This window comes from Paenibacillus vortex V453 (assembly GCF_000193415.1).
Taxonomy (GTDB): Bacteria; Bacillota; Bacilli; order Paenibacillales; family Paenibacillaceae; genus Paenibacillus_AQ; species Paenibacillus_AQ glucanolyticus.
This window is the reverse complement of record NZ_ADHJ01000039.1, coordinates 135028-151470: the sequence shown is the minus strand read 5'-3', so window position 1 is coordinate 151470 and position 16443 is coordinate 135028. Positions and strand designations below refer to the sequence as shown.

18 protein-coding genes and 1 other RNA gene are annotated in these 16443 nt (G+C 48.6%); 11 read left to right on the top strand and 8 right to left on the bottom strand.

Annotated features, from left to right (window positions below):
- Positions 1 to 10: 10 nt before the first annotated feature.
- The gene (locus PVOR_RS22060; protein WP_006211704.1) at positions 11 to 205 is read right to left on the bottom strand and encodes a hypothetical protein; all 195 of its coding nucleotides are present in this window, start codon (positions 203 to 205) and stop codon (positions 11 to 13) included.
- A gap of 172 nt (positions 206 to 377) precedes the next feature.
- The gene (locus PVOR_RS22055) at positions 378 to 1199 is read right to left on the bottom strand and encodes a YitT family protein (RefSeq protein WP_006211703.1); all 822 of its coding nucleotides are present in this window, start codon (positions 1197 to 1199) and stop codon (positions 378 to 380) included.
- A 289-nt stretch (positions 1200 to 1488) separates the two neighbouring features.
- Here PVOR_RS22055 and PVOR_RS22050 point away from each other — a divergent pair, with 289 nt between their 5' ends.
- Positions 1489 to 3099 carry a DEAD/DEAH box helicase gene (locus tag PVOR_RS22050; RefSeq protein WP_006211702.1) on the top strand — a complete coding sequence of 537 codons (1611 nt, stop codon included), beginning with the start codon at positions 1489 to 1491 and terminating at the stop codon, positions 3097 to 3099.
- Positions 3100 to 3292: 193 nt separating this feature from the next.
- Here PVOR_RS22050 and PVOR_RS31100 read toward each other — a convergent pair whose 3' ends face one another.
- Entirely contained in the window at positions 3293 to 3397 is a 105-nt protein-coding gene (locus tag PVOR_RS31100) for a hypothetical protein (RefSeq protein ID WP_006211701.1), read from the bottom strand.
- Between the two features lie 187 nt (positions 3398 to 3584).
- On the opposite strand from PVOR_RS31100, the gene PVOR_RS22045 reads away from it, so the two are divergent.
- The 3 genes from PVOR_RS22045 to PVOR_RS22040 all read left to right on the top strand — a co-directional run bounded on the left by PVOR_RS22045 (position 3585) and on the right by PVOR_RS22040 (position 5160).
- A complete protein-coding gene (locus tag PVOR_RS22045; protein WP_036641578.1) occupies positions 3585 to 4385 on the top strand; it encodes a YesL family protein in 801 nt (266 codons plus the stop codon).
- Positions 4386 to 4430: 45 nt separating this feature from the next.
- A non-coding RNA gene (gene ssrS, locus PVOR_RS29850) (6S RNA) lies at positions 4431 to 4622 on the top strand.
- 145 nt (positions 4623 to 4767) lie between these two features.
- Complete coding sequence (locus tag PVOR_RS22040) at positions 4768 to 5160, top strand: DUF1499 domain-containing protein (RefSeq protein WP_006211699.1); 393 nt, start codon at positions 4768 to 4770, stop codon at positions 5158 to 5160.
- A gap of 74 nt (positions 5161 to 5234) precedes the next feature.
- On the opposite strand, the gene tpx is transcribed toward PVOR_RS22040, so the two are convergent.
- Positions 5235 to 5753: a thiol peroxidase gene (tpx, locus tag PVOR_RS22035; protein WP_006211698.1), complete on the bottom strand. Its 519-nt coding sequence runs from the start codon at positions 5751 to 5753 to the stop codon at positions 5235 to 5237.
- 120 nt (positions 5754 to 5873) lie between these two features.
- Here tpx and PVOR_RS22030 point away from each other — a divergent pair, with 120 nt between their 5' ends.
- Both PVOR_RS22030 and PVOR_RS22025 read left to right on the top strand, forming a co-directional pair.
- Positions 5874 to 6488 (top strand): rhomboid family intramembrane serine protease, encoded by a 615-nt coding sequence (locus tag PVOR_RS22030; protein WP_006211696.1) that lies wholly within the window; start codon positions 5874 to 5876, stop codon positions 6486 to 6488.
- Positions 6489 to 6579: 91 nt separating this feature from the next.
- A complete protein-coding gene (locus PVOR_RS22025; RefSeq protein ID WP_006211695.1) occupies positions 6580 to 7515 on the top strand; it encodes a LysR family transcriptional regulator in 936 nt (311 codons plus the stop codon).
- Between the two features lie 116 nt (positions 7516 to 7631).
- Here the strand turns inward: PVOR_RS22025 and PVOR_RS22020 are convergent, their stop codons facing one another.
- A complete protein-coding gene (locus PVOR_RS22020; RefSeq protein ID WP_006211694.1) occupies positions 7632 to 8312 on the bottom strand; it encodes a zinc metallopeptidase in 681 nt (226 codons plus the stop codon).
- A 42-nt stretch (positions 8313 to 8354) separates the two neighbouring features.
- Positions 8355 to 8837 (bottom strand): MerR family transcriptional regulator, encoded by a 483-nt coding sequence (locus PVOR_RS22015; protein ID WP_231888223.1) that lies wholly within the window; start codon positions 8835 to 8837, stop codon positions 8355 to 8357.
- Between the two features lie 295 nt (positions 8838 to 9132).
- On the opposite strand from PVOR_RS22015, the gene PVOR_RS22010 reads away from it, so the two are divergent.
- From PVOR_RS22010 to PVOR_RS22000, 3 genes are read left to right on the top strand one after another with little or no spacing between them, the layout of a single operon-like run.
- A complete protein-coding gene (locus PVOR_RS22010) occupies positions 9133 to 10572 on the top strand; it encodes an ammonium transporter (RefSeq protein WP_040680856.1) in 1440 nt (479 codons plus the stop codon).
- Between the two features lie 48 nt (positions 10573 to 10620).
- Positions 10621 to 11700: a DUF294 nucleotidyltransferase-like domain-containing protein gene (locus tag PVOR_RS22005; RefSeq protein WP_006211691.1), complete on the top strand. Its 1080-nt coding sequence runs from the start codon at positions 10621 to 10623 to the stop codon at positions 11698 to 11700.
- Entirely contained in the window at positions 11697 to 12437 is a 741-nt protein-coding gene (locus tag PVOR_RS22000; RefSeq protein WP_006211690.1) for a 3'-5' exonuclease, read from the top strand. The genes PVOR_RS22005 and PVOR_RS22000 overlap by 4 nt, the downstream gene beginning before the upstream one ends.
- Positions 12438 to 12451: 14 nt before the next feature.
- Here the strand turns inward: PVOR_RS22000 and PVOR_RS21995 are convergent, their stop codons facing one another.
- On the bottom strand, positions 12452 to 12985 hold the full coding sequence (locus tag PVOR_RS21995) for a M67 family metallopeptidase (RefSeq protein ID WP_006211689.1): 534 nt from the start codon (positions 12983 to 12985) through the stop codon (positions 12452 to 12454).
- A 103-nt stretch (positions 12986 to 13088) separates the two neighbouring features.
- Here PVOR_RS21995 and PVOR_RS21990 point away from each other — a divergent pair, with 103 nt between their 5' ends.
- On the top strand, positions 13089 to 13640 hold the full coding sequence (locus PVOR_RS21990) for a TlpA family protein disulfide reductase (RefSeq protein ID WP_006211688.1): 552 nt from the start codon (positions 13089 to 13091) through the stop codon (positions 13638 to 13640).
- A gap of 80 nt (positions 13641 to 13720) precedes the next feature.
- Here PVOR_RS21990 and cimA read toward each other — a convergent pair whose 3' ends face one another.
- Positions 13721 to 15337 (bottom strand): citramalate synthase, encoded by a 1617-nt coding sequence (gene cimA, locus PVOR_RS21985; RefSeq protein ID WP_006211687.1) that lies wholly within the window; start codon positions 15335 to 15337, stop codon positions 13721 to 13723.
- Between the two features lie 262 nt (positions 15338 to 15599).
- Between cimA and PVOR_RS21980 the strand changes: the two genes are divergently transcribed.
- The gene (locus tag PVOR_RS21980; protein ID WP_006211686.1) at positions 15600 to 16418 is read left to right on the top strand and encodes an MBL fold metallo-hydrolase; all 819 of its coding nucleotides are present in this window, start codon (positions 15600 to 15602) and stop codon (positions 16416 to 16418) included.
- Positions 16419 to 16443: the final 25 nt, after the last annotated feature.

Here is a 16443-nt window from a genome sequence, read left to right as displayed (position 1 = left end):
TTGCTTAAAATTAATGCAGCGGAGTTTGGTTCTGATGCTCGCAAATGCTGAACTGAATGATTTCAAGAGCGTCCTCCTGCTCCAGAATACTCAGCCCGTCCCGCAAAACGATCATGGAGTTCAGTTCGTTCTGTCTAAAGAACGGTATCATTTCCGGGAACCACTTCATGACGATTTGTGACAATTTTACCGTTTCCATTTCCATAAAAATCACCCTTTCCTTCCAAGTTGGTTAGGTAGGACGTCTTCAGTAAAACGGAAAAACAATTAAAATTGGGCCAGGAGAGATGCCCGGGAAACAGATCTCATGAATTATTGTAGGAACCGCGCACAAATATTATACCACAAATTTGCCGTACCTCACACGCGGCAAATATTTAGTTTTTGCGGAATTGTCCTATTACGGCCGTGGTTTCCACGATATTAACAAAAGCATGCGGGTCCGTTTCTGTAATAATTTGCTTCAGCTCGGCGAGCTCATATCGTGTGGTGACGGTCATAAGCATATCCTTCTCTTTATGACTGAAGGCTCCTTGGGTTTTGATCTTGGTAATACCGCGGGGGCGTTTGAGCAGCTTCTCAAGCAGGGCTTCCGTCTGGTTTGTCACAATGAACACGGTAACCTTGATATGGCTGACATGGAGCATATCCACCATTTTTCCGGCAACATAGATGGATGCCATGGAGGCGAGTGCCAGATTCCAGTCGTTTTCGAGATAAGCAACTGCCATGATGACGATAGCGTTCAAAGTGACAAGCACGCTGCCAACAGGAAAGTCCCGATATTTGGTCACAAGGGAGCCGATGATATCAAAGCCACCTGTCGATCCGCCAACCCGAAAGGAAAGGCCGGTACCGAAGCCGACAAGCACTCCACCGAATACGGAGGACAGCAGCATTTCGGTGGCAACCACCTTAACCGGGATGATCTCGAGGAACAGGGTCGTGACAACAACTGACAGTATACTGAGCCCGACGAATCGTTTTCCCAGCTTGAACCAACCCGTAAGGAGAATGGGAATATTGAGCACAAAATACATGATACTGATATTAAGCGGCGTAAAATAGCCGATAATTAAGGCGAGACCGGAAACACCCCCGCTTAGTAAATGATGGGGAATCAGGAACAGGTTGAATCCGCTCGCAATAATAATGCCGCCGAATACAATCGAGAAATAGGTCCATAGACGCTTCAACATAGGAATCACCTCCCGGTTATTATGTACTTCTTTAAGCTTGCTGGTATTCCAGAATTAGTTTTGTGATATAAATGTATTGGATATTCTTGAGTAGTCCGTTACATTGATAACTTTGCAAGCTTATCAGGATGATTATACATTAACCAGTCCATACACTGGTGATAAGAGAAATATACCGGTTCACCTCGTGCAGAAAATCCTGCTGGCCGGGAAAGCCTATAAACGTTACCACTACTTAAGAATACAGATAAGAAAGTGGATGTCCACAGATAGAAGGAGTATGAACCTATTGAAAAATTTCGCAGATTTTGGCTTGGAGCCGCGCGTGCTGCAAGCAATTACTGAGCTTGGCTTTGAGGAAGCCACACCGATTCAATCCCAATCGATTCCGATTGCTCTTACCGGAAGAGATATGATTGGACAAGCACAAACTGGTACAGGTAAGACAGCAGCATTCGGCCTACCTCTTATCCACAAAATCGCTAAGGAAGAAGAGCGTATCGTCTCTCTCATCATGACGCCTACCCGTGAGCTTGCCATTCAGGTTGCAGAAGAAATTGGCAAGTTGTCCCGCTTCAAAGGAATTCGTTCCTTGGCTATTTACGGCGGACAAGATATCGGGCGCCAGATCCGCGCTTTGAAAAAGAAGCCTCAAATTATTATCGGTACACCAGGTCGATTACTTGACCACATCAACAGAAAAACAATCCGACTTGACGATGTACAAACCGTTGTACTGGATGAAGCGGATGAAATGCTGGACATGGGCTTCATGGAAGACATTCAGTCGATCCTTAAGCTTGTTCCTGAAGAACGTCAAACCTTGCTGTTCTCCGCAACTATGCCGGCTAACATTCAGAAGCTCGCTTCCCAGTTCCTGAAAGATCCTGAGCATGTATCCGTTATTCCTAAGCACGTAAGTGCACCTCTGATTGATCAAGCATATATCGAAGTTCCTGAGCGTCAAAAATTCGAAGCGTTGAGCCGACTTCTGGATATGGAGTCTCCTGAGCTTGCGATTGTATTCGGACGTACCAAGCGCCGCGTAGACGAGCTGGCAGAAGCTCTGCAAAAACGCGGATATTCCGCAGACGGCCTTCATGGCGACCTATCCCAGCATCAACGTGATACCGTTATGCGTAAATTCCGCGATGGAAGCATCGATGTCCTGGTGGCAACAGATGTGGCAGCACGTGGTCTCGACGTATCGGGCGTTACCCACGTTGTGAACTTTGACTTGCCTCAAGATCCGGAGAGCTATGTACACCGTATCGGTCGTACAGGCCGTGCGGGTAAAGAAGGTACGGCATGGTCTTTCGTAACTCCTCGTGAGATGGATCACCTCTATTTCATCGAGCGCGTTACACGTCATCGTATCCCTCGTAAGCCTTTGCCAACGATTGCTGAAGCGATTGAAGGCAAACAGCGCATCATCGCGGAGCGTGTGCTTGAGATCATCGAGCAAGGCGAATTGACGGAATACAAAGGTCTGGCTATTCAATTGCTGGAGCAGTATGACTCCGTACAATTGCTGGCAGCAGCGATGAAAATCCTGACTGGCGACAAGAAGGAAGCATCTGATATTCATCTGACACCAGAAGATCCGATTCGTGCGAAGCGCCGGAAGCCGGATATCCGCAGTGGCCGCAAACCAAGCGGTGGCTATGGTGGCCGCAACAACAGCGGTGGCGGCGGATATCGACGTGAAGGTGGCAGCGGCAGCAGTGGTAACCGTGGCGGCTACTCCAAAGGCGGATATAACCGTGATGGCGGCAGCAGCTATGGCGGCAATCGCGACGGTGGTGGTTACAACCGTGACCGTAACAACAGCGGTGACCGTAAGCCGCGCTCTTACAGCGGAGGCGGCGAGCGTCGTCCTAACCGGAGCGGAGACGAATAATGGGTTCTGACGGTTAATTCTTTTGACCGAAATAACTGAATTCAAGACGAAGCAGCTCCCCGTCTAAGGTGGAGCTGTGCTTCGTCTTTTTTTCATGGTAAAAGAAGGTACACCACCAAGGGTGTACCTTCTTTTTAACCGCGCAGTTTTACGCATAACAGCGGATCTGATTCATTACATCATTCGGGAGACATTAGATATAGAATGTGCTCAGAATAATTACAAGCAGAATGAACAGAACCAGGACAATACCAACATTATTTCCGTAGCCGTAACCGCCTACACCTTCACAAGACATACATAATCCCTCCTCTTAATTTTAAAAATTGAATCTTGTTAAATGGATTACGTGATATCCTATGGAGAAACAGCGGCATTGGATTGGATATACACCTAGCACTCTTCAAATTAGGCTCTGGCAATGCATGTGCAAAATAAGGTATATTAATAGATACATGCATGATTTGAGTGAGGAGGAAACGGATTTGGAAATGAAAGGAGCCATGGGTGGCTTATATAAGCTCACCGAGTGGATTACCCGTATTGCTTTTTCTAACATCTTGTGGGTTATTTGTACATCGCCTTTCCTGTTTATCGTACTAACCAAATTCCTGATGGCCGTTCAGACACCGGATGCGCATAATGAGCAGCTGTTGTCGAACTGGATGCTGGGAATCTTGTCACCGTTTGTGTTGTTCCCGGCTACAGCAGCTTTATTCAACGTTGTACGCAAATGGGTTATGGGTAATTCGGATGTATCCGTATTCAAAACATTCTTCAGGGGTTATAAGGAAAACTACAAACAGAGCATGATCGGCGGCATATTTTATACGCTGCTGTTCGTGATTATGTATGTGGATTACACGGTTTATATGACGCAGCTCGATGGCTTCCAGCTTGTCGGCATTGTCATGCTGGTGCTGCTTATTGTGTTGTTTGTCTCCTTGTTCAATTTCTTTTCCATGACGGTTCATTATGAGATGAAGACCCTGCAATTGCTGAAAAACGCAGTGCTGTTGACCTTGATTCGTCCGTTTCGTGTATTTTCGACGTTGATCGGAAGCGCTGTCTTGGTGTATATCGGTACACAGATGCCGGTGCTCTTCGTGTTCTTCCTGTTCTGCCTGATGGCATTGTTTGCATTCTTCAACTTCTATGCGACCTTTACGAAGATGCAGGAACAGCAGGAGAAGATGAAGAAGGCCGAGGAGGAGTCGGAAACGGAACAGGCGCTTCTGGAAAGCATGGATTCCGTCAAAAAGGAAGAGAACGGGTCGAAGCCTTAAATAACGAGAGGTTTACTTTTCCGGCAAAACCTCCTATAATAAGACTACATCCTGCGATGTTCGTTTCGGTTTTCCGTTGTTTTGAACCAATGACGATGTCTAGGGAGATCAATACGTAATCGTGGCTGGAATGCCCTGTCTATATGACAAGGGGAATTCATAAGCGATTCTGCGGTCACCCACCTGCTAATGCAGGTTCGAAGACAATGTTTACCGGACGGCATAGGCGGGTTTCGTTAAACCAATGAATAGGCATCTCTTCTATTTCGAATTCGAAGTGAAAGAGGTGCCTTTTTGCTGTATATAAAGGTTTGCTGAAAGCATAAACAATGTTAAACTAGAGTATGGAAAGGAACGGTCATTTATAAAGGAGGAACGGTCTTTGTCATTAAAACGAGTTCTAATTGGTATCGTGCGCAGCTATGACGGCACAAGCGACCGTGCTAAAGATCCCAAGCTGAAGACGCGTTATTACAATCTTTCAAAAGAAAAGTGTTTTGAAGAGGTTTCCTCGACACTGAAAAAAATTCCGGGCTACAAAGTTCTGCATGAGGTTAAGTCCGTTGGAGAAATCACACTCGAGAAAAGAACCTCATTCGGACGTACACTGGACATTACCGTATCCGTGCTCGGCATCAGTCCGGTTCGCAGTGCAGTTGATATGTATTCGGCGTCTCGCGGTTCCCTAGGGGATCTGGGGGCGAATTACCGGGTCATCCTGAACCTGTACGCCGTACTTGACAAAAAACTGAGCAAGTATAAAGTGGATGCTTAGTAGAATAAGAAAAAAGCGGGAGAGCTGCTCTCCCGCTTTTTAAAAGTGTACAGTGTATGTAGCCTTTGGCGGTGTTATCTAAGAGATTTAACCGCTTCTACGGCAGCCTCGTAATTCGGGTGCTCTGTCATTTCGCCAAGGTATTCTACATAGGCGATTTTATCGTTGGCATCCACTACGAAGATCGAACGCATGTCGAGTTGGAATTCCTTAATGAGCACGCCATATGCTTCGCCAAAAGAGCGAGATTTATAATCGGACAGCGTGACGACACGGTCAACACCTGCTGCTCCGCACCAACGGGCTTGGGCAAACGGAAGGTCGGCACTGACGGTGAGAACAACAACGTCATCGCCCAGTCCAGCGGCTTCTTCATTGAAACGGCGTGTCTGCGCGTCGCATACCCCGGTGTCGAGGGAAGGGACTACACTGATCAGCTTGATTTTACCTGCAAAATCTTTAAGAGATGCGTCTTCCAGCAGGTTTTTGCTCACTGTAAAATCTGGAGCGTTGTCACCAGCCTTGAGCTCTGGTCCGATGAGTGTAATAGGATTGCCTTTAAAAGTGGCAGCTCCTGAACGTTCTTGAGCCATGAAAAATCTCCTCCTTGGATATCAAAGTTTGGTGATCAGGTTCATGGTACATTATAATCTTTTTAAAAAGGGAATGTCCACTAAGGGCGCCCTTGGCCTGGTTAGGATGAGGAGGATGCTATGATTTTCGTACGTTATGAAAACTGGAAGAGTTATTTGCGTTATTATCCTGTGACATCGCTGCTGCTTGTGATCAACCTTGTAATGTTTGTGATTACAGCGTTTGACGGAGGATCCAGAAATCCGGTTACGCTGCTGAAATACGGCGCTTTGTCGGATTTGCCGGAATTCGTAGATCAGGCATGGAGATATGTCACGGCGATGTTCTTGCATAACGGCTTTGATCATCTATTGTTCAACAGCTTTGCACTGCTGGTATTTGTTCCTCCGCTGGAGAGAATCATGGGGAGCTGGAAGTTTGCTATTCTGTATCTGCTCAGCGGTGTTCTCGGTAATGTAATCGGATTGGCTTATTATGAGCGCATGGAACACTACACATTCCTAGTAGGCGCATCAGGAGCCATCTACGGAGCTTATGGCGCTTATCTGTACATCGCCCTGTTCCAGCGGCATGTCATTGATGAGTCGTCCCGCAAGACGCTGTATACCCTGCTTATTCTGGGGATTCTGTTCTCGTTCACCCCTGGGGTCAGTCTTGTAGCCCATGTCGGCGGATTGGTAGGCGGATTTTTCCTCTACGGCCTCATGATTCGATTATTTAAACGTCGGACATAATCGGACCTTAGAGGGTCTGTTATAATAGAATTGGATGATTTGGATAAAGTCTTCAAGTCTTCTAGGGAATAAGAATGGAGCGATAAAAGGCGTGGAATTACGACAGTTGCAATACTTTGTAAAGGTTGCGCAAAAGGAACACGTTACCCAAGCGGCAGAAGAGCTTCATGTGGCTCAGTCAGCCGTCAGCCGTCAAATTCATCAGCTGGAAGAAGAGCTTGGTGTTAATTTGTTCATGCAAAAAGGCCGGAATCTGCAGTTAACTCCGGTAGGTCAGCTTTTTTGCAAACGGGTGGAGAGCATCATGAAGGATTTGGACCGCGCGGTCGTCGAGATACATGAATTTCTGGATCCGGAGCAGGGAGAGATTCGCATCGGTTTCCCTCACAGCCTGGGCATTCATCTGATTCCGTCCATTGTGGCTGAGTTCCGCAAGAAGTACCCGAACGTGAAGTTCCGCTTCAAACAGGGGATGTTCCCGACATTGATCCGGGACGTGGTCGGGGCCGAGGTGGATTTGGCCTTTGTATCCCCTTTTCCGGATCGACATGATCAAGTGGATGGGGATATCGTGCTGACAGAGGAGCTGTTTGCGATCCTGCCGCCGAATCACCCGCTTGCCGGAGAGCAGTCCATTAAGCTGGAACAATTGAAAGAGGAGCGCTTTGTGCTGTTCAGCAAAGGATATTCCCTGCGTCCGATTGTGTGGCACGCATGCCTGGAAGCTGGATTTACGCCGAAGATTGCCTTTGAAGGCGAGGAGACGGATACGATTCGCGGACTGGTTGCTGCCGGCATGGGGGTCAGTCTGCTTCCTGAAATGGCGCTCTTCCAGACGAACCCGCTCCAACCGGCTCGCGTTCGGATTTCCGAGCCGAAGGTAACGCGTTCGATCGGTCTGATTCACCGTGCCGATGAGAAGCTCCCGCCGGTTGCTCAGGCTTTCCGCGCGTTCTTGCTTCAATACTTTGGTATTGACCCGTCACCAAAAAAGGAAGGGAAAGCGGACACCGCTTCAGCTCCCTAGGTTGGCTTCATTAAATTACGAGAAAAACATCATCAAATATAAAAAGAGGGCTTTCCTCTCCACCGATCAATGGTGAGAGGAAAGCCCTCTTTGTTTGTTCTTATACCGATGTTATGTTAGTCGCGGTTGCTTGTAAAGATCATAATATAACGAATCAGCTCCAGCAAGGAGATCAATGCAGCAGCGACATAAGTCAATGCAGCAGCGTTCAATACCTTAGCAACTCCACGTTCTTCGTCATTGGCAATGTAACCTTCCTGTACCATGAGCTGGCGAGCACGGTTGCTCGCGTTAAACTCGACCGGCAGGGTGACAAGCTGGAAGGCAACGGCACAAGAGAAGAAGATGATGCCGAGACCGACAAGGTTCATGGCCTGGAACAGGAAACCGGCAATCAAGAGAAACGGCGCGATACCGGATGCAATGTTAACGACCGGGAACATCTTGTGACGGGCAACGAGCATCGGATAATGCTCGGCATGCTGGATGGCATGGCCGACCTCATGACAAGCAACAGAGACAGCTGAGATGGAACGCTCGTAATATACAGGCTCTGACAGACGGACAACACGCTTGGTCGGATCGTAGTGGTCAGACAGCGCGCCTGGCACCGGTTCAATGGGAACATCGTGAAGACCGTTGGCATCCAGCATACGCCGGGCTGCATCGTAGCCGGTCATGCCTGTGCTGTTCTCAACCTTGGCCCACTTATTAAATGTGCCTTTAACACGGAATTGAGCCCATAGTGAGAAAATAAACGCGATTATAATGAGAATAAACATCCAGTCAGAATACATTTATCATACCCCCATACTAAGTTGTAATTTGGCGCGGCATTGTTACATCGAAGTGAACTGATTCAGCAAAATTTGAAGTGACTCGATACAAGCAGCTCCTTTGGGAAGAATATTAGCAAGTACCTCCTTGGCTTGACTGGGCTTTAGTTCGCTCAGGAGTGGATTGAGTTCCTTAACATCCCGTTCCAGCTGTTTCATCTGTATTTCGAGCTTGGTCAGCTTTTCCGTCATTTCGGAATCATCGGCAACTGACTTCCACCGATCCAGTCTTTCCTTAATCTCATCGAGAGTATATTTCTCTTGCTTTAACTGATTAATACGTTCGAGAGTGCTTAAGGTTTCAGAACTGTACAACCGGTAGTTTTTTAACGTCCGTTTTTCAGGGGAGATCAAACCCAGCTTAGTATAGTAGTCAATGGTTCTTTCGCTGATTCCGGCAGCCTTGGCCAGTTCGCCTATCCGGAAAAGGTTTCCGCTCATGATCCCCATAATCATCACCTCACAAGCCTTCATTGAATTGGACATTAATGAATGCATTTATATTTTCATTTTAATAGAAATATGATACATGATCAGGAACCATACAGTCAAACGTCATAGTTGTGACGAAAAAACCTTGCAGTTAAGCCTTTTTTTAACTACATATGATGTAAGGTCATTTGCACTGTATGCGCTTAATGTTATATTACATTACATAAAAGACGTATTTTGGACTTTTTTTTGTAAAAAAACCGTTAGCGAATTTTCAAGCGTCCCCCTATAATGACAATATGAATTCAAGGAAATGTTATATTAGTTAACACAAAGGGGAGTGTAAAACATGAAAAAAAGATGGCTAGGTTTAATGGCGGGAGTAATCTCACTACTCGCATTCCCGGCGAGCGCGTTCGCCGCTGATGGGGGAGCCACAAACGTTGAATTAACGGCTGGTTTGAATTCCGTGTTCGTATTCTTAGCAGCTTTGCTCGTATTCTTCATGCAAGCAGGATTCGCTCTGCTGGAGGCCGGATCGGTTCGTATGAAAAATGCGGGGCACGTTGCAGGTAAAACATTCCTGACTTTCGGTATTTCGATCGTAGCATTCTGGGCGCTAGGATTTGGTCTAGCATTCGGTAACGGGAACAGTTTTTTCGGATTTGAAGGTTTCTTCTTAAGTGGTGACAATGCATCGGGTTCATTCGATTCATTATCGGCTTATGATGTGCCTACCACGATAATGTTCTTGTTCCACTTATCCTTTGCGGCCGTATCCCTGGCTATCGCTTGCGGCGGTATGGCTGAACGTGCAAAACTGAGCGTTTATATCGTGTTCGGCTTACTGTTCACCATCGTGATTTACCCGATTGTTGCTCACTGGGTATGGGGCGGTGGATGGCTTGGGGCTCTGGGCATGCAGGACTTTGCCGGATCGACCGTTGTTCACTTGACTGGTGCTACGGCAGCTTTGGTGGCTACCATTCTTCTGAAACCTCGTCTGGGCAAATATAATAAAGACGGGAAGCCTAACAGCATCCCGGGCCACAACCAGGTCCTATCTGTCCTCGGCGTATTCATCATCTGGATCGGCTGGTTCGGATTTAACCCAGGCAGCACCATCTCCGCACTTACGGACGGATTCTTCGGTTTCGTGGCATTGAATACAAACATCGCCGCTGCGGCAGGTGCACTTGCAGCGCTGCTGATCTCGTGGGCGGTTCTTGGCAAAGCAGACATTCCTAGCATGCTGAACGGTATCCTTGCTGCATTTGTTGCGATTACAGGCGCTTGCGCATTCGTAGAGCCGTGGGCGGCCGTTGTTATCGGTGCGGTTGCGGGTACGATTACTTTCTTTACCGCTCAGTGGTTTGATCGCAAAGGCATTGATGATCCGGTATATGCATTTTCCGTACATGGTATTGCGGGTATGTGGGGCGCAGTGTCCACCGGCTTGTTCGCAGCACCAAGACTTGTTGAAATTACGGGTGTAGGTAAGGCAGGGCTGTTCTACGGCGGCGGCTTCGGACAGCTTGGGGTTCAGCTTCTGGGTCTGATCGGTACGTTTGCATTCGTTCTTGTGATCTCATTCATTATTCTGTACATCATGAAAGTTACGATGGGTATCCGTGTAACGGAAGAAGAAGAATTGATGGGTCTAGATATTAGTGAGCATGGTACTTATGGATATCCGGAGCAAATGAAACTCCTGGTGGAATCGGAAGGCAAATCTCCCGAGTTTCGTTCCGGAAGCAAAACAACTCCTGGAAGCGATGCGTCATTATAAGTCCTAACCATGAATTGCTTATGAAGCATGTAATAAGGAGGCCGCGGCATGAAACCTCTGAAATCCGTAAATCTGTTTCCGGTATTCTCGGAAATTCAGAAAGCAGTATCAGCCCAGCAATTACGAGATGAACGGATCGCTTGTCAGAATCATCTCCTTGAGAAGCGTAGTGACATGGAGCTTAGAGAATGGATCGCTTCTGTGAATCGGATGCACGATCTGATTGGGCAGCGTGCCGCGGCTATCTGTGAGCAGGACATGTGGGAGGCTGGCTACGGCCGGCCTCCTGCACGTTATGCGTTTGTTGCTTTTGGCAGCAGCGGAAGGCAGGAAGCTACGTTGTGGAGCGATCAGGATAACGGTCTGATCCTTGGCGATGAGCTGGGTGAGGAAGACCTTCCATTTTTTTGGGAATTTGGACTTCGTCTATCGGATCTGTTGGAGTATACAGGCTACCCTAAATGTTCGGGAAAGGTGATGTGTTCCGAACCGTTGTGGAGTAAACGCCTAGAGGATTGGAAGAATCAGATTAGTGATTGGTGCAGCGACCAGCAGTGGGAGCCGATTCGCAATTTCATCATCGCTGCGGACCTGCGCCACATCTCGGGTGCTGGCGAGCTTACGGAAGCCTGGACGGAGCATTTCCGCAGTTCCGTTGAACAGCATCCGGACATCGGCAATGCCGTGCTTCGGAACACTGTCAAGCACAAAGCAACGCTTAATGTGATGGGAAGGATTGTCACGGAACGGTTTGGTGAGCATGCCGGAGATTTTGATGTGAAGTATGGTGTGTATATCCCTCTTGTAAACAGCATTCGAACGATGGCATTACAGCGAGGCATCATCGAAACCTCCACGCTGAAGCGAATGGAGAGGGTCATGCTGCTGGAAGGAGGCAACCTGCTTCTGGAGAGTGTCCAGCGTGCCTTCCTGACGGCGCTTCGTTTAAGAAACGACACACCGTATCGAATCGAGAATGGACTGATCACAAGCAGCGGTTATATCCCGCAGGAGCAGCTTAAGAGCAAAACCATGCAGTATGAGCTTCGCGATACACTTGGTGTTGTCAGGCGGATACACCGGTCATTGCAGCGCGAGCACCGTTTTGCGGAAAGGAGGAGCCCATGACGGAACCGGTACAATCAAACGGCGGCTTCTGGAGATCGCTGCGCTCAGGTAATATTAATTCCGCAATCGCCTCCATGCGCGGGGCACAGACAGCGCAGCAGCTCGCCTTCATCCGGTCCCAGATGAAGGATAACCGGAGACCGGAGGTCCTTGGAACTCCGCTGGACGAGCTTGAGGTTGTTGTATTCGATCTGGAGACAACAGGGTTCAATCACCAGCATGGCGACGAGATTTTATCATTCGGTGCAGTCCGGGTCATTGGGGAACAGGTTATCGAGCAGGAGTCCTTTCATATGATCGTGAACAGTGGTTCCCCAGTCCCTCCATTTATAACCGAGCTGACAGGTATCACGCAGCATATGGTTGATGCAGCCCCGCCTTTAATGGAGGGGCTGCATGATTTCATGGCTTTTGTAGGGGGCAGGGTTCTGGTCGCCCATGCAGCTGCGCATGATCGGGGATTTCTGAATGCAGCTCTGTGGAAAACTTCAAAGGTTCGCTTGACCCACAGGCTGCTCGATACGATGATGCTGGCGCAGAGGCTATATCCGGAACAGACGGATTACAGCCTGGATGAACTGCTGCGAAACTGCAGCATTCCGGTGGAGGGCAGACATCACGCACTCTCGGACGCGCGCATGACCGCCAGGCTGTGGGCGGACTATATAAAAGAGATTCAGGCGCGCGGGGATGCAACTACACTGGGAGATATGTACGTTTATTTAAGCGAGGCATAACAGCGGGGAGCCCGTTATCCTTCCTGGATATCAAAAGGAATCGGGGCAAGGGCGTACGACTCCGCATTGTGCTGTGCCAATGTGTTTACTTTACAAGGGTCAGGGGATTCCAGGCGTGTTTTTCCCCTGGTAATCTTGTAAGTATGAAGCTGAAGCGAATGGTTGCCAGAGGCAGCGGAGACTGTCGGTGCTGCGATGACATACACCTGAAGCAATCCACCGAAGGATGGAAGCTGAAGCATATCTTCTCGGGATGGCTCGGGTGAAGTGTGCGGGTGGCTGTGAAACAAGCCGACGAGTCCTTTTTCGGTTAAAGCCAGACGGGTCCAATGAACCGGATCCAGATGAAATGAATGCAGCGGAGACTCCGCTGTATTTTTTACGGGAATAAATTGTGTAACGGTCAACGTCCGGCTTGCCGCCCGTGAATGCCCGATAAGGACCCCACAAGCTTCCTGCGGCAGGCAACCGTACATATGCTCCGTTATATGTTCAATAACCTCTGCGTGCAGCAGGAGCTGCTCCAGGGGCGCGTCGCATGGTGTCATCTTTTTTCCTCCAGATAAAATTCAGGTCGTGGTGTGTTTGAAAGATTAGGGTTTCAGGGTACAATAGGGACTATAACTAAGATAAGCAAAGGAACCTATGCCTATGAAACGTAACCTGATCATTATCGCTCTGCTCATCGTCGCAGCAGGTGCGGTTATCTATAATCAAGCCGGTGATCAAATTCAAGCCGTATTCATGCAGGAAAAACCGCTCCCGACAGAGACCGGGGCCCGGGCAGGGCTTCTGGCTCCTGCATTTACCCTGAAGGGGATGGACGACAAGTCTTATGCCGGCGGCGGAGCGCGCGATAAAGCCATGATCATCAACTTCTGGGCATCCTGGTGCGAACCATGCAAGCAGGAAGCCCCAGAGCTTGACAAGCTGGCAGAGAAATATGCAGATGAGCTTGAAATCTATGGCGTGAACGTGTCCAAGTACGACAATGAGAAGAAAGCTCGTCAATTCGTCAAGGATTTTAAACTTCGATATCCGATCCTGCTTGATCCGAAAGGAGAGGTGTTCGAGAATTTGTATAAAGGGCAAGTGTTCCCGACCAATGTCCTTATCGATCGAAATGGCGTGATCCAAGAAATTATTCTTGGCGCTCCTGCTCCCGAGGATCTTCACAAGAAGGTTGCCAAGCTGGTGAAGTAATCGTCAGATGGAGGTAAGACATCAAAAAGCGCGTTCCCTATGTTCATAGCGGATACGCGCTTTTATTTATATTTCAGAAATCAATGATTAATCAAGCCTTGCCTTGCGGCGGATTCATGTGTCTGCTCCGGTGAAATCTGGCCTAGCAGCGCATAGCGCATACTATCCACAAGCGCTTCCCAGCTCGCCTCAATGACGTTGCTGGATACGCCAACCGTGTTCCAGGCATTCTCGAAGTTCTTGGATTCGATCAGAACCCTTACTTTAGCAGCGGTTGCGTCCTTGTCATCCAGCACACGGACCTTATAATCAGCTAGATGCATTTCCTTGAGTGTCGGGAAGTATTGGACCAGTGCTTTACGCAGTGCATTATCGAGCGCGTTGACAGGACCGTTGCCTTCCGCTGCGGTATAGATGCTCTCGCCGGCCACGTTGACTTTGACGAAGGCTTCGGAAACGACCGGCTGCCCGGCTGACTTCTCCACCAGCATTTTGAAGGATTCAAACGTGAACAGCTCCTGAAGCTCTCCGTTTGCTTCCCGAAGAAGCAGCTCCAGCGAAGCATCCGCGCCTTCGAATTGATACCCTTCGTGCTCAAGCTCCTTGATCTTGCCAATAATATGCTTGGATTGCTCGCTGGCCGGATCAAAGGCCAGACCCATGTCCTGCGCTTTGGATACGATATTGCTCTGTCCTGCCAGCTCCGACACCAGCACACGCTGCTTGTTTCCGACTTTCTCCGGCTCGATATGCTCGTACGTTCTGGAATCGCGCAGAATCGCAGAGACATGGATGCCTCCCTTATGGGCAAAGGCAGCGTTGCCAACATACGGCTGATTAACCGGCATATTCACGTTGGCGATTTCGCTGATATAACGTGCGGTATTTGTCAGGGTGCGGAGTTTATCGTCCCCGATGCAATCATAACCCAGCTTCAGCTGGAGATTCGGAATGATGGAGCACAGATTTGCATTGCCGCATCGCTCTCCGTATCCATTCATGGTGCCTTGGACATGCTGGACACCAGCCTGTACAGCGCTCAGGGTGTTGGCAACGGCAAGCTCGCAATCATTGTGTGTATGAATGCCGAGTGGAGCGCCAGGGAGCTGCCCGGTTAAAGAAGTGACGATGTCCGAGATTTCATGCGGCAGACTCCCTCCGTTTGTGTCGCACATAACGAGCCAGTCAGCACCTGCATCCCGTGCCTTGGACAAGACGGCAACGGCATATTCCGGATTGTTCTTAAAGCCGTCAAAAAAGTGCTCGGCATCAAAAATCACTTCCAGGCCTCTCTGTTTAAGAAAGGCGATGGAGTCATAGATCATGGCCAGATTCTCTTCAAGTGTCGTCTGAAGTGCGGTGTGAACGTGGAAATCCCAAGACTTCCCGACCAGGGTAGCCGCTGAGACTCCGGATTCCAGTATTCGAAGCAGATTGGCATCCTGATCAGCAATGGAACCTTTGCGGCGGGTGCTGCCAAAAGCGGTTACTTTTGAAGTCAGGCCGAGATCCTGGACTCTTTTGAAAAATTCGATGTCCTTGCTGTTGCTTCCCGGGATACCGCCTTCAATATAATGAACACCAAGTGCATCGAGTTTCTTGGCGATTTTGACCTTGTCGTCCGCTGACAAGCTGATTCCTTCGCCTTGGGTTCCGTCGCGAAGTGTCGTATCAAAGATGGAAATGGACTTAGACATGATGTCCTCCTTTGGGTGTCCGGGATTGGACCGCATTGTTTATAATTTTGTATTATAGCATTTCTTTGCGGGAAAGTAACAGAGTAAAAAACTTTTCACAAAGCGTCTCCATTGTTGACCATCGTCAGGCGTGAGCGTTATGCTGAAGGCATTGGTACCGTATTCTTTGATTCCTGATGAAATATAACATAGACACTCCGATGTCTAAACCAAATATAATGGAATGGAGTTCTTGCCATGATTCAATAATTCTGATGATCAGGTGACGGTTTTTCAAAGTGCGTTATTTCAGACCACTTCAACGGTCATCCAGCTTGATGAGAGCATCATTATCATCGATCCGAACTGGCTGCCGCACGAAATCGATGAAATCCGTGAACATGTTAACGGGGTTCGGGGAGGCAGGGATTGTTATCTCATCTTCACGCATGGAGACTATGACCATATAATTGGATATAAAGCTTTTCCGGATGCCAAGACGATTGGAAGTGCCGGACTCCGAGATCACCCGGACAAAGAGCGTAAACTGAAATTAATTCGTGATTTTGATGCTTCCTATTATATTACTCGCAACTATCCCATAGAATTCCCTGTGCTTGATGTCGTTATCGAGGAAGATGGACAGCAGCTCGCACTAGGTTCCACGACACTTACGTTCTATAAAGCGCCGGGACATACGGCTGACGGTCTGTTCACCGTGATTGACTCCGTGGGCGTATGCGTATTTGCATCCGGTGACTATTTATCCGATTTTGAGCTCCCGTTTATCTACCACAGTGCATGGGACTATGAGGAGACGATTCGCCAAGCTGCAAGGATACTGAAAGAGCATCCGGTAACTCTACTCATCCCGGGGCATGGCCAGCATACGACAAGCCAATCGGAGATGGATCGAAGAGTGGAGATCGCCCGGAGCTATCTGGAGCGGCTGCGTCAGGCTGTGGTTGATGGCGATGATATGGCCCTTGATCAGCTGCAGGAGGAGCACGGATTTGTCTCCGAATTTACGGCGGAGTGTCACAAGGAAAATGTGAGAATTATTCAAAATGAGTTTCAAGCTGAGGGCAGTTATCAGAGTTAAGTAGAACCGAACCGAAAGAAAGAAG

Coding starts and splice junctions, on each gene's coding strand:
- PVOR_RS22060 (WP_006211704.1), bottom strand. CDS start 205: ATGGAAATGGAAACGGTAAAATTGTCACAAATCGTCATGAAGTGGTTC.
- PVOR_RS22055 (WP_006211703.1), bottom strand. CDS start 1,199: ATGTTGAAGCGTCTATGGACCTATTTCTCGATTGTATTCGGCGGCATT.
- PVOR_RS31100 (WP_006211701.1), bottom strand. CDS start 3,397: ATGTCTTGTGAAGGTGTAGGCGGTTACGGCTACGGAAATAATGTTGGT.
- tpx (WP_006211698.1), bottom strand. CDS start 5,753: ATGGCTCAAGAACGTTCAGGAGCTGCCACTTTTAAAGGCAATCCTATT.
- PVOR_RS22030 (WP_006211696.1), top strand. CDS start 5,874: ATGATTTTCGTACGTTATGAAAACTGGAAGAGTTATTTGCGTTATTAT.
- PVOR_RS22020 (WP_006211694.1), bottom strand. CDS start 8,312: ATGTATTCTGACTGGATGTTTATTCTCATTATAATCGCGTTTATTTTC.
- PVOR_RS22015 (WP_231888223.1), bottom strand. CDS start 8,837: ATGTCCAATTCAATGAAGGCTTGTGAGGTGATGATTATGGGGATCATG.
- PVOR_RS22010 (WP_040680856.1), top strand. CDS start 9,133: ATGAAAAAAAGATGGCTAGGTTTAATGGCGGGAGTAATCTCACTACTC.
- PVOR_RS22005 (WP_006211691.1), top strand. CDS start 10,621: ATGAAACCTCTGAAATCCGTAAATCTGTTTCCGGTATTCTCGGAAATT.
- PVOR_RS22000 (WP_006211690.1), top strand. CDS start 11,697: ATGACGGAACCGGTACAATCAAACGGCGGCTTCTGGAGATCGCTGCGC.
- PVOR_RS21995 (WP_006211689.1), bottom strand. CDS start 12,985: ATGACACCATGCGACGCGCCCCTGGAGCAGCTCCTGCTGCACGCAGAG.
- PVOR_RS21990 (WP_006211688.1), top strand. CDS start 13,089: ATGAAACGTAACCTGATCATTATCGCTCTGCTCATCGTCGCAGCAGGT.
- cimA (WP_006211687.1), bottom strand. CDS start 15,337: ATGTCTAAGTCCATTTCCATCTTTGATACGACACTTCGCGACGGAACC.